At 58.2% G+C, this 22,967-nt stretch carries 20 protein-coding genes; 6 read left to right on the top strand and 14 right to left on the bottom strand.

Annotated elements, in window-relative coordinates; translation table 11 throughout:
• Positions 1-56: 56 nt before the first annotated feature.
• Positions 57-557, top strand: a complete 501-nt coding sequence (gene rfaH, locus AB5Y76_RS13985; RefSeq protein WP_005339074.1) for a transcription/translation regulatory transformer protein RfaH — start codon at positions 57-59, stop codon at positions 555-557.
• Positions 558-616: 59 nt separating this feature from the next.
• On the opposite strand, the gene AB5Y76_RS13980 is transcribed toward rfaH, so the two are convergent.
• The 6 genes from AB5Y76_RS13980 to arcB form a co-directional block, all read right to left on the bottom strand.
• Positions 617-2,593, bottom strand: coding sequence for a methyl-accepting chemotaxis protein (locus tag AB5Y76_RS13980; RefSeq protein WP_263718367.1), 1,977 nt, complete (start codon positions 2,591-2,593; stop codon positions 617-619).
• Positions 2,594-2,632: 39 nt separating this feature from the next.
• Positions 2,633-3,844: an EAL domain-containing protein gene (locus AB5Y76_RS13975; protein WP_160882480.1), complete on the bottom strand. Its 1,212-nt coding sequence runs from the start codon at positions 3,842-3,844 to the stop codon at positions 2,633-2,635.
• The gene (locus AB5Y76_RS13970) at positions 3,825-8,066 is read right to left on the bottom strand and encodes a transporter substrate-binding domain-containing protein (protein WP_263718365.1); all 4,242 of its coding nucleotides are present in this window, start codon (positions 8,064-8,066) and stop codon (positions 3,825-3,827) included. Before AB5Y76_RS13970 ends, AB5Y76_RS13975 begins: the two co-directional genes overlap by 20 nt.
• Positions 8,067-8,289: 223 nt before the next feature.
• Entirely contained in the window at positions 8,290-8,493 is a 204-nt protein-coding gene (locus AB5Y76_RS13965; RefSeq protein ID WP_005349248.1) for a hypothetical protein, read from the bottom strand.
• Positions 8,494-8,808: 315 nt separating this feature from the next.
• Complete coding sequence (dgt, locus tag AB5Y76_RS13960) at positions 8,809-10,173, bottom strand: dGTPase (protein WP_263718364.1); 1,365 nt, start codon at positions 10,171-10,173, stop codon at positions 8,809-8,811.
• Between the two features lie 51 nt (positions 10,174-10,224).
• A complete protein-coding gene (gene arcB / locus AB5Y76_RS13955; RefSeq protein ID WP_193861318.1) occupies positions 10,225-12,537 on the bottom strand; it encodes an aerobic respiration two-component sensor histidine kinase ArcB in 2,313 nt (770 codons plus the stop codon).
• Positions 12,538-12,743: 206 nt separating this feature from the next.
• Between arcB and AB5Y76_RS13950 the strand changes: the two genes are divergently transcribed.
• Entirely contained in the window at positions 12,744-13,742 is a 999-nt protein-coding gene (locus AB5Y76_RS13950) for a DUF2860 family protein (protein ID WP_058059483.1), read from the top strand.
• A 67-nt stretch (positions 13,743-13,809) separates the two neighbouring features.
• On the opposite strand, the gene AB5Y76_RS13945 is transcribed toward AB5Y76_RS13950, so the two are convergent.
• From AB5Y76_RS13945 to AB5Y76_RS13930, 4 genes are all read right to left on the bottom strand, one after another.
• Complete coding sequence (locus AB5Y76_RS13945; protein WP_005339098.1) at positions 13,810-14,508, bottom strand: DUF3334 family protein; 699 nt, start codon at positions 14,506-14,508, stop codon at positions 13,810-13,812.
• An 89-nt stretch (positions 14,509-14,597) separates the two neighbouring features.
• The gene (locus AB5Y76_RS13940) at positions 14,598-15,044 is read right to left on the bottom strand and encodes an HIT domain-containing protein (protein WP_263718361.1); all 447 of its coding nucleotides are present in this window, start codon (positions 15,042-15,044) and stop codon (positions 14,598-14,600) included.
• 73 nt (positions 15,045-15,117) lie between these two features.
• A complete protein-coding gene (locus AB5Y76_RS13935) occupies positions 15,118-15,759 on the bottom strand; it encodes a DUF2057 domain-containing protein (protein WP_263718360.1) in 642 nt (213 codons plus the stop codon).
• A gap of 71 nt (positions 15,760-15,830) precedes the next feature.
• The gene (locus AB5Y76_RS13930) at positions 15,831-16,730 is read right to left on the bottom strand and encodes a LysR family transcriptional regulator (RefSeq protein ID WP_263718412.1); all 900 of its coding nucleotides are present in this window, start codon (positions 16,728-16,730) and stop codon (positions 15,831-15,833) included.
• Positions 16,731-16,827: 97 nt separating this feature from the next.
• On the opposite strand from AB5Y76_RS13930, the gene AB5Y76_RS13925 reads away from it, so the two are divergent.
• A complete protein-coding gene (locus AB5Y76_RS13925) occupies positions 16,828-17,430 on the top strand; it encodes a short chain dehydrogenase (RefSeq protein WP_201945853.1) in 603 nt (200 codons plus the stop codon).
• 128 nt (positions 17,431-17,558) lie between these two features.
• On the opposite strand, the gene AB5Y76_RS13920 is transcribed toward AB5Y76_RS13925, so the two are convergent.
• The 3 genes from AB5Y76_RS13920 to dapA all read right to left on the bottom strand — a co-directional run bounded on the left by AB5Y76_RS13920 (position 17,559) and on the right by dapA (position 20,835).
• Positions 17,559-18,662, bottom strand: coding sequence for a phosphoribosylaminoimidazolesuccinocarboxamide synthase (locus AB5Y76_RS13920; RefSeq protein WP_263718359.1), 1,104 nt, complete (start codon positions 18,660-18,662; stop codon positions 17,559-17,561).
• A 165-nt stretch (positions 18,663-18,827) separates the two neighbouring features.
• Positions 18,828-19,955 (bottom strand): outer membrane protein assembly factor BamC, encoded by a 1,128-nt coding sequence (bamC, locus tag AB5Y76_RS13915; RefSeq protein WP_368177744.1) that lies wholly within the window; start codon positions 19,953-19,955, stop codon positions 18,828-18,830.
• The gene (gene dapA, locus AB5Y76_RS13910; protein ID WP_139410839.1) at positions 19,948-20,835 is read right to left on the bottom strand and encodes a 4-hydroxy-tetrahydrodipicolinate synthase; all 888 of its coding nucleotides are present in this window, start codon (positions 20,833-20,835) and stop codon (positions 19,948-19,950) included. The genes bamC and dapA overlap by 8 nt, the downstream gene beginning before the upstream one ends.
• 205 nt (positions 20,836-21,040) lie before the next feature.
• Here dapA and AB5Y76_RS13905 point away from each other — a divergent pair, with 205 nt between their 5' ends.
• The 3 genes from AB5Y76_RS13905 to AB5Y76_RS13895 all read left to right on the top strand — a co-directional run bounded on the left by AB5Y76_RS13905 (position 21,041) and on the right by AB5Y76_RS13895 (position 22,727).
• Positions 21,041-21,574, top strand: coding sequence for a glycine cleavage system protein R (locus AB5Y76_RS13905; RefSeq protein WP_005349229.1), 534 nt, complete (start codon positions 21,041-21,043; stop codon positions 21,572-21,574).
• Between the two features lie 24 nt (positions 21,575-21,598).
• A complete protein-coding gene (gene bcp, locus AB5Y76_RS13900) occupies positions 21,599-22,063 on the top strand; it encodes a thioredoxin-dependent thiol peroxidase (protein WP_005358255.1) in 465 nt (154 codons plus the stop codon).
• 163 nt (positions 22,064-22,226) lie between these two features.
• Complete coding sequence (locus AB5Y76_RS13895; RefSeq protein ID WP_019446223.1) at positions 22,227-22,727, top strand: YfbU family protein; 501 nt, start codon at positions 22,227-22,229, stop codon at positions 22,725-22,727.
• A gap of 63 nt (positions 22,728-22,790) precedes the next feature.
• On the opposite strand, the gene AB5Y76_RS13890 is transcribed toward AB5Y76_RS13895, so the two are convergent.
• The coding region (locus AB5Y76_RS13890; RefSeq protein ID WP_368177745.1) for an integrase core domain-containing protein at positions 22,791-22,967 on the bottom strand (177 nt) is incomplete at its 5' end.

The following is a 22,967-nucleotide window of genomic DNA, read 5'->3' as shown; positions in this document are numbered from 1 at the left end:
TTTTATTGGCGCCGCTATCATATCCGCGAGCACGGCAACACGAACATACTCATAACATGAAAAAATGGTATCTGGCCTACTGCAAGCCAAAAGAAGAGGCCCGCGCCCGCGCCCACCTCGATGCCCAGGGTATCGAATCCTATTACCCCATGGTGGAGATCGAGAAGCTGCGCCGGGGCAAACGAGTTCCGGTACGGGAACCCATGTTCCCCAACTATCTGTTTATCTTCGTTGATTTGGAAGAGGTGACACCGGTCACCCTGAAATCGACCCGCGGCATCAGCCGGATCATCCACTTTGGCAGTGAATGGACCCCCATCAGCAGCAAGCTGGTCTATCAGCTGATGAGCCGCGATGATAGCGACGAGGCGAGAGCCAGCTACGCCAGCCTGCCCTGCTCGGGCGACAAGGTGCTGATTGAAGAGGGGCCGTTGGCTGGATTCGAAGCCATCTATATGGAGCCGGATGGAGAGAAACGGGCGATTTTGCTGGTCAGCCTGCTCAACCGGGAGACAACCAGCAGCTTCGACAACCACACCTTCAGACGTCTGGACTAAACCCACGGGCCAGACGGCCCGGTGAATGGCATTAGCAATGGCGGGATGATCCCGCCATCTCACGCATCAAGATCAAAACGGGCGATGACCGCCTTCAGCTTGCCGGTATCGCCAGCCAGTCTGGCTACGATCTCCTCCCCCTGCTGACTACGCTGACAGGATTGCCGACTGAGCGTGGCAATGTCGTCGACCGTCCCGGATACCTCGGCGGCCACCCGCGACTGCTGCTCGGTTGCCACCGAAATGGCCTCCAGCTGGCCCGACAGCGACTGTACCAGCTGGTTCATGGCACTCAGGGTATCTGTCACCAATCCGACTGCATCCCGCCCTTGCTCTACCAACCGGGTACCGCTGCTGACGGTACTCACCGTCTGGCGAGTCTGCTGGGAAATGGCCGCAATGGTCTGGCTGATCTCGGCAGTGGATTGATGGGTGCGGGTCGCCAGCTGGCGTACCTCATCGGCCACCACCGCAAAACCACGCCCCTGCTCGCCTGCCCGTGCAGCCTCGATCGCCGCATTGAGTGCCAGCAGATTGGTCTGCTCGGCTATAGTGGCGATCACCTCGGTGATCTGCCCCACCTGTTCACTCTGATGCTCCAGCAGCCCCATGGCTTCGTTGGCCTGTCCAATCATGGCGGCAATCTGCTGCATGGTATCGCTCATTCGCGTCAGCGCGGCCTCTCCCTGACGGGTCTGCTGCCGCACCTGATGGGCACCATCCGCCACACCGGCAATGTTACTGGCCACATCACGAGCGCTCACCGACATCTGATCGATAGCCGCCGCCACCGCATCAACCCGCTGATCCTGCTCCGTCAGATCCGCCACTATGGCTCTGGTGGTGCTGCCCACATCGAGACAGGCCACCTCGACCTGCCCCACTGCACCCTGCAACTCCCCGACCAGATGATGTAACTGGGCAGACATCCGGTTGATGGAACCGGTCAACTCTCCCAACTCATCCTGCCCCGTTATCGGCAAGGGCTCGGCCGCCAGCCGGCCATCCGCAACCTGCCCCGCCCGGGTCACCAGACAGGCAATGTCACGGGTCAGACGGCGACTAAAGAGCCATGCGACCACCATGCCAAGCACGATGGCGCTGCCGGTAGCCAACAGCAGTGTCTGGTTGATGGCCCTCCCGGCTCCGGTCATCTGCGCCGAAATCAGCTCCACCTCGGCGCGGGTTTTCTCCACCTGCTGGACCAACTGCTCGCTGAGGCTGGACTGCATCGGCTCGATGTCGGTGGCCATCAGGTAGTTTGCCTGATCCCAATCCGGTGCCTGGCGCTTCTCGATCACCTGCCCCACCAGCTCGGAGAAGGGGGTCGCCATCTCTTCAAACAGCTGCCAGAGGCTCTGCTGCGTGTCGGTAAAGAGCGCGGCTTGCTGCTTCACCTCAGCCACCCGCTGCTGGTGAAACTGGTAGTAATCCTGATACTTGCTGCGGTATTCGGGATCGCCTGAGATAAGAAAATCCCGCAGGGCAGAGAGGGCGTTGGCGAGGCTGTTGTAGGCATCTCCCACCTGCTTGAGCAGCATGCGGCGATCGCCGGAGAGTTGATCCTGCGGAGTGCCAACTTCTTCATTGGCAAAGGATTGCAGCTGATCGAGCGCCGCCTCCGCCAGCGGCCCCACCTCCTGCAGCATCAGGGTGTGAGCGGGCAGATTCTCTTCACTCTGGGCTATGGTCCACACCTTCTCCTGATGGCTTTTGAAGGTCTCGAGAGACTTGGCGAGCGCCGGACTGAAGGCCTGATGGGCGATGGCCTGCCAGGCCGACTCCCACTCCTGCTTGAGACGGGAAGCCTGAGCCGGATCCTTGCCGAGGATCAGATAGCCACGCAAGGCAGAAACGGTGGCAACCAGCGCCTTCTGGCTCGTTTCATCCCGCTGCAGAGTGGGCAGCGCCTGCTCCAGCAGGGTGTGCTGGGCCTGATTGATCTGGGTCAGCCGGTAATAGACCAGCGTGGAGGAGAGCAGGATCAGCAGGTTGATAAAACCGAAGCTGAGCAGCAACTTGCTTGAGATTTTCATGAACATCCTTGTTCAAACGGAGGGATCCAGCCAACAGAATCAGATAGATATCAGTGTAGGCAATCTATCTTGCCAAGTCCGGTGCCAATTAGCCAATTCACTGCGCGGCATCGGGCGGGCAGAGAAAAATCCCTGACAGAGGTCGCAACCGAGTTGGGCCAGCACTCGCCAGGTCGCCTCATCCTCTACCCCTTCCGCCACCGACTTCAGCCCCAGCTTGCGGGCCAACTCGATACTGGACTCGATGATAGCCAAACGTGACGGATCGGCATGGCAGCGATCGACAAAGGAGCGATCCAGCTTGAGTTCGGTGAACGGCAACAGTGCCAGCTGCTGCATCGAGGAGTAGCCGGTACCAAAATCATCGATGGAGAGGCCAAAGCCATGCATCCTTAGCCGGGTCAGCACCTCCAGAGACTTGCCCAGATCCTGCACGAATGCGCTCTCGGTCACCTCCAGAGTGATAAGCTCCGGATTGATACTCCAGCGCTTGCACTGATCAATCAATAAGTTGCAGAGGTCCCCTTCAATGAGTGAGGTGGTGGAGAGGTTCATCGACAGATTGAGTGACAACCCGGTTTCCTCCCATAAATGGCCATCACTCAGAGATTTGCTGATGATCACCTCGGTCAACGGATCGATAAGCCCGTTGTGCTCCGCCAGTGAAATAAAACGCCCTGGCGGGATCAGGCCAAACTCGGGGTGTTGCCAGCGGGCCAACGCCTCCATCCCGACCCACTCGCCAGATGCAAAACTCACCTTGGGCTGATACCAGGGCAGCAGTTGATCTTGCTCGATCGCCCGACGCAACTCATCGAGTCCTATTCTGTGCCCCTCTTCTTCTCTGACTGGTTCCTGCCGGGGTGACCAAGCCTGGATAAGCCGCTGGAGCTGCTGCGGCGTTGAGGGTTTCTCTATGCGACCGAGCACCTGCAAGCCATAAGCGGTACTCATACGCAATACGGCTTCGACCACATCCCCCTCAAGCGCGCTGGAGAGGATAATGCCGCCCTGAAAACCACCCAGCGACAGGCGGCGCAACAGCGCCATGCCATCCATTCCGGGCATTCGCAGATCGCAAAACAGGATATCGACGTTGTGTTGCTGGCTAAGCGCCAACGCCTCGACACCATCGACCGCTTCCAGCAGATTCGGGTAACCCAGGCTGCGGATCTGGTGCAGCAGCGCCTTGCGCTGAAATCCATGGTCTTCCACGACCATGATGACCAACTCATGTTGTGCTTTTTTCATCGAGCCATAATCCAATGTCGTGGGCAATCGCCGTCATCAACCTCTGCACAGTGCTGACCAGATCGTCGAGCTCGTCGAGCCGCTTCAATCGCGCTGCCGATTCCAGTATGGCGGCCTGGCTGGCAAGCTCCTCCAACCCGACCATTCGGGCAGCCCCCTTGACCCGGTGGGCGGTCTCTACCAAGGCGCTGGCATCATGACAAATCAGTGCTGCCATCATTGCCTCGCCATCCTGCCGGTTGGAATCGAGATACTCCACCGCCATGACTCGCGCGGTCAGCTCGTCACCAAACAGCGCCAACCAGCGCTCAGCCTGCATGCCTGTAGCCCTATCAACGGGCGCAACCGCGCTTCTGGTTGGCGTCTTCTCTGCCAGCCAATGGGCCAGCATCTGGCGCAAGATATCCAGCGGGTAGGGCTTCAGTAACATGTCACTCATGCCTGCCTCTACCATACGAGCACTCGCCTCTTCCGACGTATCTGCCGTTACCCCTATGATGGGGGCCGTCACTCCCGCAGCCCGCAGCGCCTTGGTCAGGGCATAACCATCCATCACCGGCATATGGCAATCAGTCAACAGCAGGGAGAATTGCTGTCCCTGCCAGGCCCGCAGAGCCTTCTCGCCATCTTCCACAACCTGAGCCTCGATACCAAGAATGGCCAACTGCCGTGCCAACAAGGCACGATTGACCGGATGATCATCGGCCACCAATACTTTGCCACCCAGCTTCTCTGCAAGCGCAGGGAGGATTGGTGTGACCCGCTCCTGTAGCAATTCGTGGCAGCTCTCCAGCAGAAGATCCGGATAGAGAGGAGATAGACCCAGACGCCACCATTTCTGTTCACCAATCCGCCCCCGTAACGCCTCATCGGGTGACGCTATGATCCCCTTCAGCGCAGAGTGTTGCAGCCAGCTTTGCCATTCCCCCCCAAGCGCTTGCTCAAGCCACCGTTGATCGGCCAACAGCAACCCTTCCAGTGAGCGACTGAGCTCATTGGCCCCCAAGTACCTGAGCTTGGCCCCCTGCCGCACCATGGCCGCTTCGAGGTTGGTGTCATCGCTGAAAAACCACCATTCTGTGTCTGCCAGAGCAGGGGGATCCCACTGCGGATTGGTTAGCGGCACGGTAAAGCGGAAGCTGGAGCCCTCCCCTGCCTTGCTGGTCAGTGTCAGTGCCCCCCCCATTTTGCATACCAGCTGCTCACAGATTGCCAACCCCAAGCCGGTGCCACCAAAACGACGGTTGATATCTGACTCCACCTGCTCAAAAGGCGTGAACAGCAGCGCCTGCTTCTCTTTGGCGATCCCGATACCGGTGTCACTGACACTGATGGTCAGTTGCTCGCTCAGGTAGCTGACCAGGATAGTAATCCCCCCTTGTTCGGTAAACTTCACCGCATTGTTGAGCAGGTTGGAGATGACCTGACCGATACGCACCCCGTCGATGTCGGCCCAATCCGGCACATGATGCTCCCACTCCAGCACCACGTTGAGCCCCTTGTTATGAGCCAGTGCCGCGTGGCCACGAATGGCATCGCAGATCACCGTTTGCAACCGGCTGCTCTGGTAATTCAACTGCAACTGACCTGCTTCTATCTTGGAAAAATCGAGGATGTCATTGACCAGATAGAGCAGGTTGTTGGTCGAGGTGACCACATTGCGCACCATAAAACGCTGGTCGTCGTTGAGCTCGCTCATTTGCAGCAATTCGAGCATGCCATGCATGCCTGAAATGGGTGTTCGTAGTTCATGGCTCATGGTTGCCAAAAAGCGGCTGCGAGCCTGCATCGCCTGCTCGGCATAGGCGCGAGCTTCGCGCAGCTCGTATTCCTGTTGCTTGAGGGCCGTGATGTCCTGAATCACCCCGTTAAGGATCAGCGCCTGCTGCTCCTGTCTGACAAAGTTGCCACGCACTTGCAGATAGCGATCTCCATCAGGTCGCTCCACCTTGACCTCCAGGTCGAGGGGCGCCAGAGTCTCGGCATGATTGGCCACCTTGCTGACAAAATCCTGCAACGCCTCTTCGGTAAAGCCGAACACCTCACCACCCGATTCGGCATTGAACAGCTCCTGCCGGGAAGCCCCGAGGATCTCGCTGGCACCCTGAGAGGCATACAAAAACCGCCCCTTGCCGGGTCCTTGCCACAAATACTGATAGACCACCCCAGGCATGCTGTCGGTAATCTGGGTAAGGCGATTTTCAGCCTGACGGGCGCGCTCCTCCGCCTCTTTGATCCGGCTGACATCGGTCAGTACTGTCAACACCCCCAGCATATTGCCATCGGGATCGCGATAAGGGCGTTTGGCATAGATAACATGGCAGGGTGTACCATCAGCTCGCAGGTTGCTCCCTGCCCCCTCCAGATCCTGTCCTGTCTGCCACACCAAACGCTCTTCTGCCAACACACTGTTTCTGAGTGTCTCTGGCATGTTTTGCAGCTCCTCACTGCTACTGCCAGCACCGAGGAAAGCATCGCGATAGGCCTGATTGCACAAGGTGATCCGCTGCTCGCTATCACGTAGCGCCACCATGGTTGGCAGTGAGTTGAGCAAGGTCTGCACAAACAGCAACTGTTCGTTCAGCTTGTCCTCTGCGATTTTCCGCTGCGCAATCTGGCGACGCAAACTGCGAGCCCAGAACATCACCAGCAAACCGCTGACGAACAAGGCGCCCCCCCCTATGGCCAACCATTTGTAAATCAGGGTGTAATCGGATTCGATATTGACCGACACATTGAGCCAGCGTCGCTCCAGCAGTTGCCATTCCTCATCCGTGATGGTCAGCAGCAACTTGTCCATGATGCGGAGCAACTCGGGCTGAGCATTGTCGACAGCCATACTGATAGGTACGGAAAATTCGGGAGAACTCAGCACCACCTGATACTTCTCATTGAAACCCTTCATTGCCTGCTGTCCCAGATTGGTCATGGTCAACAGCACATATTCAGCTCGCCCAGTGTCAAGCAAGGTCAGTAAATCGGCATCTTTGCCTACTTCGATAATATTGGCGCCCAGCGCGTGAATGAGAGAGGCTTCGTAAGAGCCCGTCACACCACCAATCAGACGCCCTTTCAGCTCGACCAACGACTTCAGCGGGCGAGCACCGTGTCTGGCTACAACATAGCTGTCGAACTTCAGATAGGAGGAGGTAAAAGAGGCAAAGGACTGACGATCCTTGAGCGGTGTCATCAAGGGAATAAGGTCCACTTTGTGCTCTTTCAGCAGTTTAAGTGACTCCTGCCAGGTATTTGTCGACGCCAGCTCAAAGCGGATCCCGGAGCGCAGACTCAGTAACTTCATCAGGTCTGCCGTATAGCCATGCAATTCACCTTCGTCATCGATTTCACTGATGCCGGCAAATCCGGGGGCAACGGCGAACTTGATGACCTTGTTTCTCTGCTTCAGCCAACTAGCCTCATCAGGTTCCAGCAACAGACCAGCGTTGGCGCGCTCATCTTCCTGATGCAACCGTAGTCGTGAGTCTGCAACGGGTATCCGTTGATATGCCTGCCAAAGCTTCTCGCTCAGCTCTGGCTGGCGGGAGCTGGTCGCCATCGTCAGCGTGCTGCCAGAAAGCCACCCAGGAGCGACAACCCCCATTGACGCTGGCATTCTCTCCATCTTGAGGGTAACAATTGGACCCAACTCAAGATATGCATCAACAGCGCCCAGCTTGACCATATAGGTCGCCTCAGTGCGGCTCTCCAGCTCAGTTACATCAGAGATCCCCAAACGAGCCAATTCATTACAACTGCCAAACCCGCGAATACAGACCCAGCGTAACTTGCGCGCCTGCTCCAGGGTCAATCGCTGATCCGGGGTATGCATTAAAATGGAGCGAGCATAAGAACCGATACTGCCAATAGGGTTTATCCCCTTCAATTCAAGAGCATTACGTTCGACCCCGATTAATGCATCGATCTGGCCGCCTTGGAGAGCAATCTGGGCATCTACGTAGGAGTTGTAGGATATATAGCGCAGGGACACGCCCATTTCTGCTGCAATGCGCGAGGCCAACTCTTTGAGCGGGCCGGCATAACGCTGGTTGGGGAGTTGATAGATGAAAGGGGGATAACCACCACGGGGTACCCCAACCAGCAGCTCCTTTTGTGCGGAGATTTCGTTACTTGTGCTCTCATCTTGCGGCTGGGGAGCCGCAACAGCCAACATGCCTGAAAACAACAGCAAAATGGGAAGAAAAAGCTGACGAAGGAGTGGCATAAGGTCTTGTCCTGATGAGTAAAACAGATAGGGCTGCCACCTCTAATCTTGCAGATCCTGACGACGCAAGGCGAGAAAACAATCGCAGCTGTTACAAAGAGGGCGGAGAGGATAATACTGAGTCACCAACATGTGAACCTGGAATCAACCATAAGATGGAAAAATGGCAGGCATGCAGCCTGCCATTTCACTAGCGAGGGGGATCTTATTCTCCCCTTCGCGATCAGGTTATTCGATTCCCGAGGCGGAAGCCGGTTTGATACTCCCGCTCGCGAACGAGGGCGATTTGACCCTGATATCCTTCCAGCCCGATATCCCTGAGCAGGGCGGGCGACAGATTGACCTGCACGAGACGACGCTCGACCCGGGCAATCCTTCTCTGGACCAGGGATTCAACACTGCGCAGTAAAACCAGTTCGATAGACATGATATTCTCCAGTTGAACATGCGGTTCTCCCGGAGAAAGTGGATATCACCCTGCGGGACGAACCGCGGGTGATAAAAAGACAGGGGTTACCTGTTTACGCCACGCGGTAAAAGAGCACGAGATTTCACGCCGCACGCAGTGCCGCGAGAGAATGCAATATTGAGCATCAGATGTTGCATATTCGTCTCCTTACCGGATAAAAGTTGAACAGGTTGCAGAAGTCTAAAAAATATCCGAATTTAAAACAAGCCTCTTGCGACTCCTTTTTAAACGTTTTTACGGCATTTTATGCTGCCCGAAGGGGAGCTTGGGACATCAGATCCCCGAGAGTAGCCGGTACTCCTCCAGCACGTAGGTATCCGTCATGCCGCTGACATAATCGAGCAGCAACCGCACCCGGTAATACCACTCTTGCTCATGCTTACAGGCAAAACGTGGATCCGGGGTGGCGATCGCCAATCGATAGGCCTTGAGGTGACGAGCCGAGAGGCGGTGATAGAGGCGGCGCGCAAAGAACAGCGCCTGACTCCCCTCCCCGGCCAGCAGGCGAGCAAACTGTGGCGCAGGCAGCGCCAATAGACAGGCATAACTGGTCAGCACCCCGCGCAGCGCCGCATACCCTTCCAGTTCGAGAGCCTCGACTTCGGGGCGCATAAAGACCAGCTCGCGGGCCACCTGCTTGAGGATATCGAGCACCCGCGCCGCCGGCGCCTGACCGTGCAGCAGCGCTTGCTGATAGGAGCCCTGCAAAATGGCCTGATGTTCGCTGACATAGCTCTGCGCCGCCAACGCCACCAGATCCCGGGTCAGCTGCTGGCGAAAATGGGGGAAAAAGCCCCGACCAGAAGCCAGCGCCTCGTCCAGCAACGCAGCCAGATAGTCGCTCTGGTCAGCAACCCGCAGCGCCACCAGCAGCTCTGACAGTGTCAGGATCCTCCGATCTACCGCATCTTCCAGATCGGCGATGCAGTAGGAGATGTCATCGGCCGCCTCCATGATGTAGACCAGCGGATGACGGCAGCCGGGGGCCAATCCCAGACTCTGGCCGAGGGCACGGTAGAGCGGCTGCTCGCTAAAGAAGATGCCCCGCTTGCTGCTCCAGCCATGATGCTGACCATAGCTCACCCCGGGTTGCGGCTGCTGCGGGTATTTGCAGAGTGCCGCCAGCTGCCCGAGCGTCAGGTTAAGCTCGTGCAGGCTGTGCACCAGCCGCAGACTCTGGGCGTTGCCATCAAACAGTTGCAGGTCCTGACGCAATTCAGCCCACTGGGCCGAGGGGGGCTGCGCCAGCGCCTGCTGATAAAGGGGATCGAGCATCTCGCCGAGCCACTGGCTCATCACCTGCTCGCCAAAGTGGCCAAACGGCGGGTTGCCCACGTCATGAAGCAGGCAGGACATCTCCACCAGATTGATAAAGGCCCCTTCGCAGACCGTTCCTGCTGGCAAGGCGGCCAGAATGCGGCGGCTGATCTGGCGACCGGTCTCCTGCACCTCCAGCGAGTGGGTGAGGCGGCTACGCACCGAGGCCTTCACATCGAGCGGAAAGACCTGGGTCTTCTGCTGCAACCGGCGCACCGGTGCGGCCTGCACGATACGGGCGCGATCCTGCTCGGTCGCCTCCAGCAGATCCTCGTCTCCCCAAGGGTGGATGCGCGCAGGGGTAATCAAACGGCTATACATCTCGCAGCTCCTTGCCAGCAACTTCCATCAGACTCAAGACAACCTCCAGCCTCAAGACAGCAACCAACGCCGCAGACGGGCGATATCGCCGGGATATTCGCGGCGCAGCGTCTCAATCCAGTCCTCTACGTTCTCCCACCAGGCGGGGTGATCCGGGCTCTGAATAAGCTGGGCAGTCTGCTGCAGTCGGCGCAGGCCAATGGAGCCTGCCGCCCCTTTGATCTTGTGGGCTTCTTCCACCACGCCGGCCTGATCCTTGGCAATCATGTTGGAGTCGAGCACCGCCATGTAGTCCGGCATCATCTTCTCGAACAGATCAACGCTGGAGAGCAGCACCGGTTTACCCACGGTATCGGCGTAATCGGTGAGGAAGGGGATATCCAGCAGGGAATCCTGATTGCCCGCATCCGCCTGCTCGTCCGCTTCATCCTCGGCCAGATCGGCAAACAGGTGGCCAATCACCTCCCGCACTGCTTTGGAGCCAAGCGGCTTGTTAATCACATCCTGCATGCCGTGATCCCGGTAGTACTGGCGATCACCGGTGGAGTTGGCGGTGAGTGCCACCATGGGTGGCAGGCTGTCGCCATAACGCTCCAGCAGGGTTTTCGCCACATCGAAGCCGGTCATGTCCGGCAGCTGGATATCGAGCAAAATGAGGTCGAAATCATCCGGGTTGGCCATCGCCAACGCCTGGGTGCCGTCCCGTGCCACCTGCACCTGATGACCCAGCTTGCCCAGCAGGGCGCAGGCCACCGTCACGTTAAGCTCCACATCCTCCACCAGCAGGATATCGAGGGAAGGCATCTCCTCCTCCTGCTCTGGCAACACAGGCTCGGCGCAAGCCACTTCCAATTCGGCGGTAAAGCAGGAGCCTTCGCCCGGATCGCTATCCACATAAAGCTGCCCGCCCATCGCCTGCACCAGCTGACGGGAGACCGCGAGGCCGATACCGGTGCCGGTGGCGTGCTTCTTGCCCTGCACCTGATAGTACATGGCGAAGATCTTCTCCTGCTGGGCGCGCGGGATGCCGATACCGGTATCCTCCACCTCGAAGTGCAGGGCCAGCTTGCCCGGCTCATCGGCGGGATGGGAGAGACAGCGCACGGTGACGCCCCCCTCATCGGTAAACTTGACCGCGTTGCCCACCAGATTCCACAGCACCTGACGCAGGCGGGTGCCGTCAGCCATCACAAATTGCGGCATGTCGCCATCCCGATCGAAATGCAGATAGAGCCCCTTCTGCTCCGCCTGAATACGCGACAGGGTCTCCAGCTCGTCGAGGAAGGCGGGCAGATCGATACGGGTCGGTGCAATTTCGAGGCGACGGCGATCCAGTTTGTCCAAGTCGATGATGTCGTTGAAGATATTGCCAAGGGTCACCGCACTCAGGTGAATAGTCTTGAGCTGCTGGTGCTGCTTGGGATCGAGGGGAGTATCCATCAGCATCCGGCTTAAGCCCACAATGCCGTTGAGCGGGGTGCGCAACTCGTGGCTGATGGTGGAGATGAAGGTAGTCTTGTCGCGGCTCGCCTTCTCCAGCTTGTCCTGATACTGCTTGCGCTCGGTGATGTCGCGGCCAAAACCGAGCAAGCCGAGTCGCTTGCCGAAGCGGTCGAAGAAGGGCACCTTGCGCAGCTCGAAGTAAGCCTTGCGGCCATCGGGATACTCCAGCCACTGCTCGTAGGTGAGCGGCTCGTTGCTGGCAAAAACCTGCTTGTCGGTCTCCACCACCTTGTTGGCAATCTCCTGCTTGTAGACATCGAACGGGGTCAGACCGATCAGCTCGGCCTCCACCTTGCCGGTCAGCTCCTCCATGGCGCGGTTGCAACCGGAGAACTGCTCATCCTCGTTGCGGTAGTAGACCAGATCGGGGGAGCAGTCGATAAAGGAGCGCAGCAGGGCGGTACGCTCCCCCAGATGAAGCTGGGCTTTCTCTCGCTGGAACACCTCGTTCTCGAGATCCTCAATGGCCTGCAGACGCAGGCTCTCGGCCCGGTTGGTCTCGGCAATCTGGGCGTTGAGGCGACTGATGTTCTCCTGCAGCTGGGTATTGAGCTCCAGATCCCGCTCGCGCATATCTTGCAGCTTGCGCACCATCCGGCTCAGTCGTTGACGGGAATCCTCCAGCTGATCCACCACGATGGAGAGAAAATAGACCGCCCAGGGAGTCACCAGCAGGCCAAAGAAGACCGAGCGAACGAAGTCGATCACATCGATATTGCCGCGCAGGAACAGGGTCACCCCCATCTGGATGGCGACCGCCAGCACGATAATGCCCGCCGCCAGGAACATGCTAAAGCGCACCAGTCCCAGCTTGGTCATCAGATCGACATAATATTGCGCCCAGGATTTAATCTGTTTCATCTTATTGTTTTCCCCCGATATTCGCGGTACAGAATACCAGCACAACCGAGTGAACTCTTCTTAATCTCGCACAATTAATTAACGATTCACCGAATGAAATGAGTGGGTTAGGATAATTGGCAATATTGAGTCAGTTGCCATTAAGGTTTTTTCTTTATACTCACCGGCCGAAAAAATTCACCGCCATTTAATTTAGGAGTTATCCGATGCGCAACACCACCTTGCTGGGCCTGGGCCTGCTGGTCGCAAATAGTGCTTATGCTGATTTGGGTGAAATTCCCAAGGAGTCTGGCTGGTCCGGTTTCCTGCTTGGCGGGGTCAGTGTCATCAATTACGAATCGAATTTTTATAGTGGTGATGATGAAAACCGCCGCCTGAGCGGACTGGGCAGTGCCGAGAGCAGCTCCGCCGTTGCCCCGCTGCTCAACGCCGATATCCGCTACACCTTTGCCGATACCCGAACCCAGGTCTTCCTCGGTAACCTGATCCAGGATGCCATCCGTTTCGACTTCACCCAGCAGCTCGGTATCCGTCAGGAGATGAGCGACAAGGGCATCGTAGCTGGCTCCGTGGTCTTTAATGCCATGCCGACCGAGCAGTGGAGCGATCCCTTCGCCGTAGGCGTTGATCGCCAGTCGACCGATATCAAGTCAAAAGGGGTTCGCTTCGCCTGGGACAGCATCTGGGGTAGCAACTTCAATGGCAGCCTGACCACCCGCAACATCGAGGTAGATGAGGAGCGCAGCGGCCAGCAATACGATAAGGATAACCAGACAAACTATGCAGCCAAGCTGGATCGCAACGGCAAGATCCACGCCCTCGACCTCTCCTACAAATGGCAGCTGGCGCCCGGTCAGATGCTGGAGCCAGCCTTTATCTACCGCCAAGCCGATCTGGATGGCAGCGCCCAAAGCTACAAGAGCAACGGCCTCCAGTTGACCTACGGCATGCGCGCTTCCCAGTGGTCTTTCGTCAGCAACGCCTATCTGGGCCAGACCAAATATGATGAGGCCAACCCGATCTTTGGCCAAAACGCCGACTCCGACGAGTTTGCCCTGACCGGTACCTTCTTCTGGCACCGCCTGTTCGGTATTGCTCCGCTCTCCGCAACCTTTACCGCTGGCTATGCCAAGTCCGATTCCGACATCAACTTCTACGATTCTGAATCAGTGATGTTCAACACCGGCCTGCTCTACAACTTCTAACAACGGTTGTGCGCACCGATACAACAAGGCCACCCGAAGGTGGCCTTGTTGCTATCCGGCATTTGCCTCAGATACCCAAAGAGTCGAGCAGATCGTCGTGATCGTTGGCAACCGGAGCTGCCGCCTGAGCCGGCTTGGCGGCATCCTGCTTGGCCTGGGCGATCAGCGCATCGGGATCCAGCTCCTCGTGCTCCATCCCCTCATTGTGGATACGGATGAACTCGGTTTTGTCCATCGCCAGCTCCAGATAGAAGATGTTGTTGCGGGCGGTGAAGAAGGTAACGCGGCGGGACTCCGGGCTGTCGAGATTGGTATCGACACTCAGCATCACCTGCTTGTTTAGCGCCAGCATCTTCGGCTGGTTCTGGGTGATGTGAGTCTGCAGATCGCGGCCCACCTTGACGGTAAAGCTACCGACGATCTGGTTCATCAGCTCGCCCATCACGTTGCTCACCTCGTCAGAGGTGTGGGAGATGGCGAGATCCTCTTTGGAGAGCCCCATGCTGAGCATGTAGCTCTCGTACAGCTCCATGGCGGCGGCGGCGGAGAAGTTGATCACCACCAGACCGGAAAAACCGCCATCGAACAGCACGAAGCAACCGATATCCGGCTTGAGGCAGGTCTTGCTGATCCGCTGCACCATGCCGGAAAACCGCACCTGACTCATGGTCGCGGCACTCAAAACGTCCGTCACCGAGTTGCACAGGCTGAGCAGCACATCCTCTGTGGTCAATACGGCATCGTCATCGGATCTTGTCACTATCATGGGACCTTCCTGAACATCGAAAATGGGCTTATCTATACCATAACTCTAACAGATGGCGCGGCCCGGAGACTGAAATAGCGACACGCCTCTCAGTTGACTCCGTTATCAGCAGCCACTGGGGTGAAACCGCTCAGCTTGGCGAGCCGGGCACGCCATATATCGGCCTGCTGGACCAAAACTTGTGGCTCATAAGGCACGACCGGATGAGCCCCCCAGATGGGGCCGGGCCAGGCGCGATCCGTCGCAAAGCGGGCGACATGGTGAAGGTGGAGTTGCGGCACCAGATTGCCCAGCGCTCCGATGTTGATCTTGTCCGGGCTGAGGGCCTTCTCCATCAGGGCGGCGACGGCGCAGGACTCCTGCATCAGCTGTTGCTGCTGCTCCGGCGCCAGATGGTGAATTTCCCGCAGGTTGGCTACTCGCGGTACCAGGATCAGCCAGGGATACTGGCAGTCTTTGGCCAGCAAGACCCGGCAGAGGGGCAGATCCCCGAGCCACCGGGTATCTGCCTGCAGGCGTGAATGCAATTCAAACATGAAAACCTCGTTGAGTATGATGAACAGAGCGCCTGAAAAAGGAGTGTCCACGTTACTGCAACGGGCAGAAAACTTAAAGCTGTGGCACGGCCCAACCGATAAAGCGCTTGCGCAGAGCCGGGTCTGCCTGGAGGAACAACTGCTGCAACTGCCCTTCCAGCTCGCTGGCAGCCACAACGGGTTGCCCCCCACCGGATAGCGTAGCTGTTGGTTGTGTAGTCACAGCGACGGCCGTCAGCGCCGCCTTGCCGCCGCTGCGGTTGTATTCAGCCAGTTTGCCGTTCCAATCCACCCCAAGCAGCATGCCGCTTGTCACCAGCGCGTCCTGCTGGATGGCAAGCGCGCGGCCATTCTCCTGCAACGCCACCACAGGAGCCTTGGCATAGGCCTGCATCCCCCGCTCGTCCCCCGGTACGCTGGCCGTCAGCTGCAAATGCTGATTGCTGCCCTGATAGCGCACCACCTGCGGCTCGGAGCGTACCTGCCGATCATTCTCGCTGCTGCTGCGGCTGGGGATCACCCCCTCGAAGCGCACCAGCAGTTGCTGCTCGCCATCCACCAGGGTGGCATGCTGCTCATCCTGCAAGGTGCCGTTGCTCACCGCGAGGATGCGGAAATTCTCCGGCACCTTCACTTCCACCATGGCCTGTACACTGCCGGCCCCCAAGACTGCACAGAGCAGTACAAAACCGGTCAACCCTCTATTGCTCTTCATTCCCGCTGATCTTCCTGATGCCGATGATGGGCGCAGGGTAGCAGCCGAAGATGACAGAAAAATAACGCCGCTCAGAGCAGGTAGTGTGGTCGCTCGGCAAACCACTGGGCCAGCACCTGCTTGAACAGCCGGAGCTTGCGCGGCACTCGCCGCTGCTGGGCATGCAGCACATGCAGCTGATGCAGGCCGCTCTGCCACTCGTCGAGCACGGTCACCAGCTCCCCCGCCGTCAGCTGCGACTCCACCAGCATCAGCGGGCACTTGGCATAGCCCATACCGGCACGCGCCAGTTGCAGCACTGTGCTGTAGTGGTTGGTCCGCACCTTGCCCTGCACCAGAATGTGGGCCTCCTCCCCCTCACGGATAAAGTGCCACTGCTCCCAGGCAGGATTGTGCCCCTGCAACAGGCAGCTGCGCCCGCTCAGCTCATAGGGAGTGGCGGGACGCCCCTCGCGCGCCACCAGCGCGGGGCTGGCCACCACCACATCCTTGAGCCGCCCCAGCGGCAGGGCCACCAGATTGTCCGGCACCTCGCTCATGGCGCGCAGGGCGATGTCGTTTTCTCCCTGACTCATGTCGACCATCTGGTTGGTGAAGTTGAGCTCCACCTCCACTCCCGGGCAGAGCTCGGCAAAGCTGGTCAGCAGTTCGCTCACCATGCGGTCGCCGGTGCTGACCGGGCAGGTAAAGCGCAGTCGTCCGCAATCCTCTTCGGTCAGCGCCTGAATATCCTGCTCCGCCTGCCGAGCCAACGCGAAGATCTCCCCCGCCTGCTGATAGAGGGTCTTGCCCGCCTCGGTCAGACTGAGGCGGCGGGTGGTGCGCTGCAACAGTTGTGCATTGAGGGAGGTCTCCAGCGCGCTGACGTGGCGGCTCAGCATCCCCTTACTCACTCCCAGCGTATCGGCAGCGGCCGAGAAGCTGCCGCGCAGCACCACTTCGTAAAAGCTGGCCAGATGGGCGATATCCATCATTAGCTCCAATATGGAAACAATGGGTTTATTTTACGCGCTTTTTAGCATTTTCTGTTGCGCTAGAATCGATACATCCCAACCAGGAGTGATGCAGATGAAAATTGTGATTGTGGGTGCCTCCGGCACCGTCGGCTCCGCTGTCAGTGAACTGCTTGCCAAAGATCATCAGGTGATCCGGGTCGGCCACAGCCGTGGTGATGCCACGGTCGATATGCGCGATCCCGCCTCCATCAAGGCGCTGTTTGCCAAGGTGGGTCAGTTCGATGCGCTGGTGGTAGCCAGCGGCAACGTGGCCTTCAACGGCCTGACCGAGATGACCGACGAGCAGTGGCAGGTGGGACTGGAGAGCAAGCTGATGGGCCAGATCAACCTGACCCGAGCCGCCATTCCCTATCTGACTGACAAGGGTTCCATCACTTTGATCAGCGGTATTCTGAGCGAGGAGCCGATCAACTGGGGCGTGAGCGCCAGCACAGTCAACGGCGCCATCGATCACTTTGTGAAAGCGGCCGCCTGCGAGCTACCCAGAGGCCTTCGCATCAACGTGGTGAGCCCCACCGTGCTGGCGGAGTCGATGGACAAATACGCCGACTTCTTCCCGGGGTTCGTGCCGGTGCCAGCCGCCAAGGTGGCGCAGGCTTACAAGAAGTCGGTGTTGGGCATCCAGACCGGTCAGGTGTTCAGGGTCAACGGCTAATCGCCGCTCGCTTGCCGCCAGACCAGCAATAAAAACGGGCCCCATAGCGGGGCCCGTCTGTTTCTCTGCCTATCTCCTTCGCCATCAGCAAACGTTTGTTTGTTGACGACAAAAAAAGAGAGCAACCCTTAGTCGATCAGACCGTACTGATCGCGCAGCACCTCGATGATCTCCTGCTTGGGATTGGCAGAACGCGCCAGCTTGTGGCCGATGATCTTTTCGGCGATCCCGACATAGGTGTTGGAGATATCCATCATCACTTCGGTAGGCAGCTTGTTGTCGCGGGCCAGGGCAAAACGTTCCGGCATACGGTTCTTGTTGAGCAGGATGTCCGGATCCGGGAAGTGGTTGAGCAGCCACTGACGGAAACCCTCTTTGGACTTCTCGACAATCTGACCGTCGCGCAGGGCCGCGCCATCCCAGATACGGGAGCTGTCGGGGGTGCCCACTTCGTCCATGTAGATCAGCTTCTCGTTGCCGGCGGCATCGTGGACGTAACCAAACTCGAACTTAGTATCGACGAAGATCTGATCCAGCGCGGCCAGCGCGTCGCTGATGACGTTGAAGCCCTCTTTGAGCAGCACTTCGTAGCGGTCGATGTCGGCCGGTTTGCTGAAGTTGAAGCCTTTATAGTGGCGCTCGATATCGGCACGGGAGACGTTGACGTCATCGGCTTCCGGCACGCCATCCAGCCCTGTCAGCACGCCCTTGGTGGACGGAGTGATGAGAATTTCCGGCAGCTTCTGATCTTTTTTGAGCCCTTCCGGCAGGGTGATGCCGCAGAACTCGCGCTCGCCATCCTTGTAGGCACGCCACATGGAGCCGGTGATGTATTGGCGAGCAATCGCCTCGATCATCACCGGACGGGCTTTTTGCACGATCCAGACGAAGGGGTGCGGAATATCCAGAATGTGGCTGTCGGCCAGTCCCTTCTCCTTGAACAGCTTGAACCAGTGGCTGGAGATGGCGTTGAGCGCCGCCCCTTTGCCCGGCACGCCGTTCAGGCCATCCACACCTTGCCAGATGCAATCGAAGGCCGAGATGCGATCGCTGATCACCATGAGGGCGAGAGGCGCATCGGCCGGCACATCATAGCCTTTCTCTTTTATGAGCCGGGCACTGTCTTCGGGGGTCAACCAGTAGACGCTGCGCACTTTGCCGGAATGGACAGGTTTATCGGTACGGATCGGCAAATCGTCATTCACCGCCAATACTTGATCTGCAAGACTCATGGCTAATAACACTTCCTGTTTGTGGGGTAAACATCGCGAGTCCCTCACCTGCACGCTCTGTTTGCAACGGGCTGGCAAGGGGGCTCGCATCATCGAAAACCGCTCGGAATCCCCGCGTTTTCAGGGGGATTTTGATAACAAAACAGGGGCACAAGGCCCCTGTATTTATTCTGTTTTTGCTGCTGCCTGATCGGCCAGCCCCTTGGCGAACGCCTCGGACAGGCTGATATACATCTGGGAGATAACCCCGGACGATACCGGCTTCTTGTCCTTGTCGAACAGGGTGATGGAGGTCTTGCCTCCCGCCATTTCGCCAAGCTGGAAGCGATATTTCTCCTCCTCCAGTTTGAACGGCTCGCTCCCTTTCGCCTTCCAGAACTCGGCACCCGGCTCTTCGTATTCGACGTCGATCCAGCCCAGAGACTGCTGGGTATCCTTGATGGTGAAACCGTAAGCGGGCAGTACCTGGTTGAGGCGACGCCACACCTGATCAAAGGAGCCTTCGGCAATCCAGGCGCTCAGCTCGTTGTTGTCCAGACCCAGTTGCAGACCCATGCCATCGTTGGACTTGTGCTGCTCGCGGGCTTTCAGCTGGCTGTCGTAATAGAGCGAGAACTGGTTCAGCACTCGCGCGGCGTAGCGCTGGGCATCGACTGGGGTCAGCTTGTTGCTGGTCTCGCCATCGATGGTCTCTTCGTGATCCAGTACCCGGACCGACATGTTGACGGCGTGGCGCTGGGCATCGTTGCGCACGGTGAACTGGTAACGCTGACGGATTTTGAAGTCTTCGTCATCTTCACCCCAGCCATCGAGAGCGACTGTGTTGTCAAACCAGCCGGTCTGCAATACGCCATCCTGCTGATCCAGCTTCTCGGTGGTGACCTTGTATTTGGCCAGGAAGTTCATCAGGAACGACCAGGTATCGCGCTCCACGCTCTGGCTGGTGCTCAGGGCATAGAAGGCAACGGTCGGTTCGGTTGCGCTCTGCACCACCTGGCTGCCCGGTACCACGGTCAGCAGTTGAGCGGGTGGGCGCACATCAACTTGGGCGCCGAGGGCACCTTCACGGCTGCTCTCGGGAAGCGGCGGAATATCGTACTGGCTGTTGAAGGTGGGGGCACTCAATCCTGCGGGGATCAAGAACGCGCGGCCCTCGAGGCGGGCATCTTCATAACCGAAGTCGCGGTTGGCCATTTTGCGATCCTGGGGGGTGCTGCAACCGGCCAAGACGGCCACAGTCGCAACGCTCAGCACCAGACGGGCTCTATTTCCCTTTCCATTAGATTTAAACACTCGCCATCAACTCCGCAGTGGTCAGTGCTCGCGCCATCAGCTGTTCGCCCTCGGGGGTGAGGTCAACCAGCGGCAGGCGCAAGGTGGCTGTTGCAATCAACCCCAGTTGGGCACAGGCCCATTTCACCGGGGTGGGACTCGGTTCGCAGAACAGAGTCTTGTGCAACGGCATCAAGAGATTGTTGATGTCATGCGCCTGCCCGGCATCACCGGCCAGCGCAGCACGACACATGTCGGCCATCTGGGCCGCTGCAATATTGGTGGTGACCGAAATCACGCCATCGCCACCTTGCAGCATAAAATCACAACCAGTGGCATCGTCGCCACTGTAGAGAGCAAACTCCGGCCCGCACAGCTCGCGCAGCAGCGGGGTGCGGCTCAAATCGCCGGTTGCCTCTTTCAAACCGATAATGCCGGGAACCTTGGCCAGACGGGCCACGGTCTCCGGTTTGAGATCGCAACAGGTGCGACCGGGCACATTATAAAGAATTTGGGGCAGACCACTAGCCTCGGCGATCGCACAATAGTGGCGATAGAGACCTTCCTGAGTGGGCTTGTTGTAGTAAGGAGTCACCGAGAGACCCGCCACCACGCCGGTTTTGGCCAGTCGCTTTGCCAATTCAATGGCATGGGCAGTATTGTTGGAGCCGCAACCGGCGATGACGGGAATGCGTCCGGCGGCATACTCAACGGTCTTTTCAACGACGGCGATATGCTCCTGCTCGCTCAGGGTCACCGATTCCCCTGTGGTACCCACCGCAACAATGGCGCAGGTCCCGGCGCTGACATGATAGTCAACCAGCTTGGCCAGACTGGCCCAATCGACTTCACCTGAAGCCAGCATGGGGGTAACGAGCGCAACAATACTACCGCGTAACATGGACTTTTCTCCCGATTTTCAGGGGCGTAATGGTAAAGCTGACCCCTTTGAAAAACAAGGGAGAGAGGGGGCAAGCCGTGATACAATCCGGAACAAAAAGCAATGGACGAAAGTCGGCAGCGTCCCTCAGGGAGTGGTCATCAGGGCCGGAGGGTTGGCTTGCCAGCGCGGCTTTCGCAACGAAATAACGGACGAGAGAAGATTTATGACTCACTACCTGGTCGTAACGGCCATCGGCACGGACAGGCCTGGCATCGTCAATGAAGTGACCCGCCACGTCAGTGGCTGTGGTTGCAACATTGTAGACAGCCGCCTTGGCATCTTCGGCAATGAATTTACCTTTATCATGCTGCTCTCGGGCGACTGGAACAGCATGATGCAACTCGAAATCAGCCTGCCCCTGCGTAGCCAGGAGTGGGATCTCATCACCATGATGAAACGCACCGAGCGCCACCAGTCCCTGCAGTATGACGTCCGCGCCAGTGCCGACCTGTTGATCCGCGACGAGCCCGGCATCGTAAGCCAGTGCACCCAGTTCTTCAGCGAACATGGCTGGAACATTCAGGCGATGCAATCCATGACCCTGGAGCAGCAGCCGTTCAACCTGCTGAAGATCAGTTTTCAGCTCAATCTGGCCAGAGAGGGTGAAGTGGAAGGTTCGCAAACCGCCTTCGCCGAATTCTGTCGTCAACTGGGTGCCGAATCGTTCGAGTTTATCGTCAATCGCAAACACGCCTGAGGGCGTTTTACCCGAGGAGACCCCATGCAACCACTACAAGCTGGCAGCCCCGCCCCCGATTTCTCCCTGCCCGACCAGAATGGCAATCAGGTCAGCCTCGCTGGCCTGCGCGGCAAGAAGGTGCTGGTCTATTTCTACCCCAAGGCGATGACCCCCGGCTGCACCACCCAGGCCTGCAGCCTGCGCGATGTGAACGCCGAGCTGGCCGCCCTCAATGTGGTGGTGCTTGGCATCAGCCCGGACCCGGCCAAACGGCTGAAAAAGTTCGAAGAGCGGGACCAGCTCAACTTCACTCTGCTGGCCGATGAGGACCACGCCGTCGCCGATGCCTTTGGCGTCTGGGGCCCGAAGAAGTTCATGGGCAAAGAGTATGACGGTATTCACCGCCAGAGCTTCCTGATCGACGAAGAGGGCAAGATTGCCCACCACTTCGACAAGTTCAAAACCAGCGATCACCATCAGGTGGTACTGGATTTCCTCAAGGGGTAACCCTCCCCTGCGTTATTGAAAGGCCTGCCATGCAGGCCTTTTTCGTCTGCTCAGCCACCCCTTGCCAGCGGATTTTTCTCACCAACTCCCCCGCCCAGATCAAAAAATTCATTTTATATATGGGTTAACGTGGCCCCAGAATCATCTTCCAGCGAGATATCCCATGAACATGAGCAACACTGAGCGTTTGATCCTGAGCAACCAGTACGAAATTCTGGCGAAACTCAATCCGGAGAAAGCGGACGTCTACCAGCGCGCCAGCACCATCATCGAGCGCGGCTACTGCCTGCAGATCCTCGAGCTGGAGAAGAGCTTCGGCCATCTGGATCTGGCGACCTGCCAGGAGGTGATCGACACCCTGGAGCTGCACCACGCACTGGCCATCTCATGGGGTAATCTGGATGCGGCCGATCAGGGCGAGATCAACGCCAGCCGTCTGGAGTTCAACGGCTACAGCCGCAGCCAGGAGCGGGAGCTGGCCGACTATGTCTGCTTCTTGCTGGAAGTGGACAAGCGCTTCCCCGAGCTCAAGTGCCCGTGCGACGAGCTCTCCAGCGACATCGCCATGCGCGACAAGTACCAGCGGATGCTGACTGTATGGCGCCAGTGTCCTCGTCAGTACAAGCTCTCCATCCAGGAGATCCGCAAGGTACTGGCAGCGTGATCCGCACACCGACCTGTCTAGTCCTGAAATAGGTTTACACATTTTCGGCTAGCTTTGCTCCACTCAGAACCCCCTATGTACCGCATCGGGGGTTCTGTATTTCAACGCATGATGCGGCCGCTCCGCGTTGTAAATATCCACCGCCTCACGCACCATTTCCCGCGCTTGCGTCAAATCCTGCGGGCTTTGCAACAATAACTCTCCTTTCAAAATCCCGTTCACCCGCTCCGCCAACGCATT

It is taken from the genome of Aeromonas sp. R1-2 (assembly GCF_040908505.1).
Classification (GTDB): domain Bacteria; phylum Pseudomonadota; class Gammaproteobacteria; order Enterobacterales; family Aeromonadaceae; genus Aeromonas; species Aeromonas veronii.
Note: the sequence above shows the minus strand (reverse complement) of the source record. Positions and strands in the feature narration are given on the sequence as shown.

What these genes read in the sequence shown, in the direction of transcription:
- rfaH (WP_005339074.1), top strand. Translation starts at nt 57, where the DNA reads ATGAAAAAATGGTATCTGGCCTACTGCAAGCCAAAAGAAGAGGCCCGC.
- AB5Y76_RS13980 (WP_263718367.1), bottom strand. Translation starts at nt 2,593, where the DNA reads ATGAAAATCTCAAGCAAGTTGCTGCTCAGCTTCGGTTTTATCAACCTG.
- AB5Y76_RS13975 (WP_160882480.1), bottom strand. Translation starts at nt 3,844, where the DNA reads ATGAAAAAAGCACAACATGAGTTGGTCATCATGGTCGTGGAAGACCAT.
- AB5Y76_RS13970 (WP_263718365.1), bottom strand. Translation starts at nt 8,066, where the DNA reads ATGCCACTCCTTCGTCAGCTTTTTCTTCCCATTTTGCTGTTGTTTTCA.
- AB5Y76_RS13965 (WP_005349248.1), bottom strand. Translation starts at nt 8,493, where the DNA reads ATGTCTATCGAACTGGTTTTACTGCGCAGTGTTGAATCCCTGGTCCAG.
- dgt (WP_263718364.1), bottom strand. Translation starts at nt 10,173, where the DNA reads ATGTATAGCCGTTTGATTACCCCTGCGCGCATCCACCCTTGGGGAGAC.
- arcB (WP_193861318.1), bottom strand. Translation starts at nt 12,537, where the DNA reads ATGAAACAGATTAAATCCTGGGCGCAATATTATGTCGATCTGATGACC.
- AB5Y76_RS13950 (WP_058059483.1), top strand. Translation starts at nt 12,744, where the DNA reads ATGCGCAACACCACCTTGCTGGGCCTGGGCCTGCTGGTCGCAAATAGT.
- AB5Y76_RS13945 (WP_005339098.1), bottom strand. Translation starts at nt 14,508, where the DNA reads ATGATAGTGACAAGATCCGATGACGATGCCGTATTGACCACAGAGGAT.
- AB5Y76_RS13940 (WP_263718361.1), bottom strand. Translation starts at nt 15,044, where the DNA reads ATGTTTGAATTGCATTCACGCCTGCAGGCAGATACCCGGTGGCTCGGG.
- AB5Y76_RS13935 (WP_263718360.1), bottom strand. Translation starts at nt 15,759, where the DNA reads ATGAAGAGCAATAGAGGGTTGACCGGTTTTGTACTGCTCTGTGCAGTC.
- AB5Y76_RS13930 (WP_263718412.1), bottom strand. Translation starts at nt 16,730, where the DNA reads ATGGATATCGCCCATCTGGCCAGCTTTTACGAAGTGGTGCTGCGCGGC.
- AB5Y76_RS13925 (WP_201945853.1), top strand. Translation starts at nt 16,828, where the DNA reads ATGAAAATTGTGATTGTGGGTGCCTCCGGCACCGTCGGCTCCGCTGTC.
- AB5Y76_RS13920 (WP_263718359.1), bottom strand. Translation starts at nt 18,662, where the DNA reads ATGAGTCTTGCAGATCAAGTATTGGCGGTGAATGACGATTTGCCGATC.
- dapA (WP_139410839.1), bottom strand. Translation starts at nt 20,835, where the DNA reads ATGTTACGCGGTAGTATTGTTGCGCTCGTTACCCCCATGCTGGCTTCA.
- AB5Y76_RS13905 (WP_005349229.1), top strand. Translation starts at nt 21,041, where the DNA reads ATGACTCACTACCTGGTCGTAACGGCCATCGGCACGGACAGGCCTGGC.
- bcp (WP_005358255.1), top strand. Translation starts at nt 21,599, where the DNA reads ATGCAACCACTACAAGCTGGCAGCCCCGCCCCCGATTTCTCCCTGCCC.
- AB5Y76_RS13895 (WP_019446223.1), top strand. Translation starts at nt 22,227, where the DNA reads ATGAACATGAGCAACACTGAGCGTTTGATCCTGAGCAACCAGTACGAA.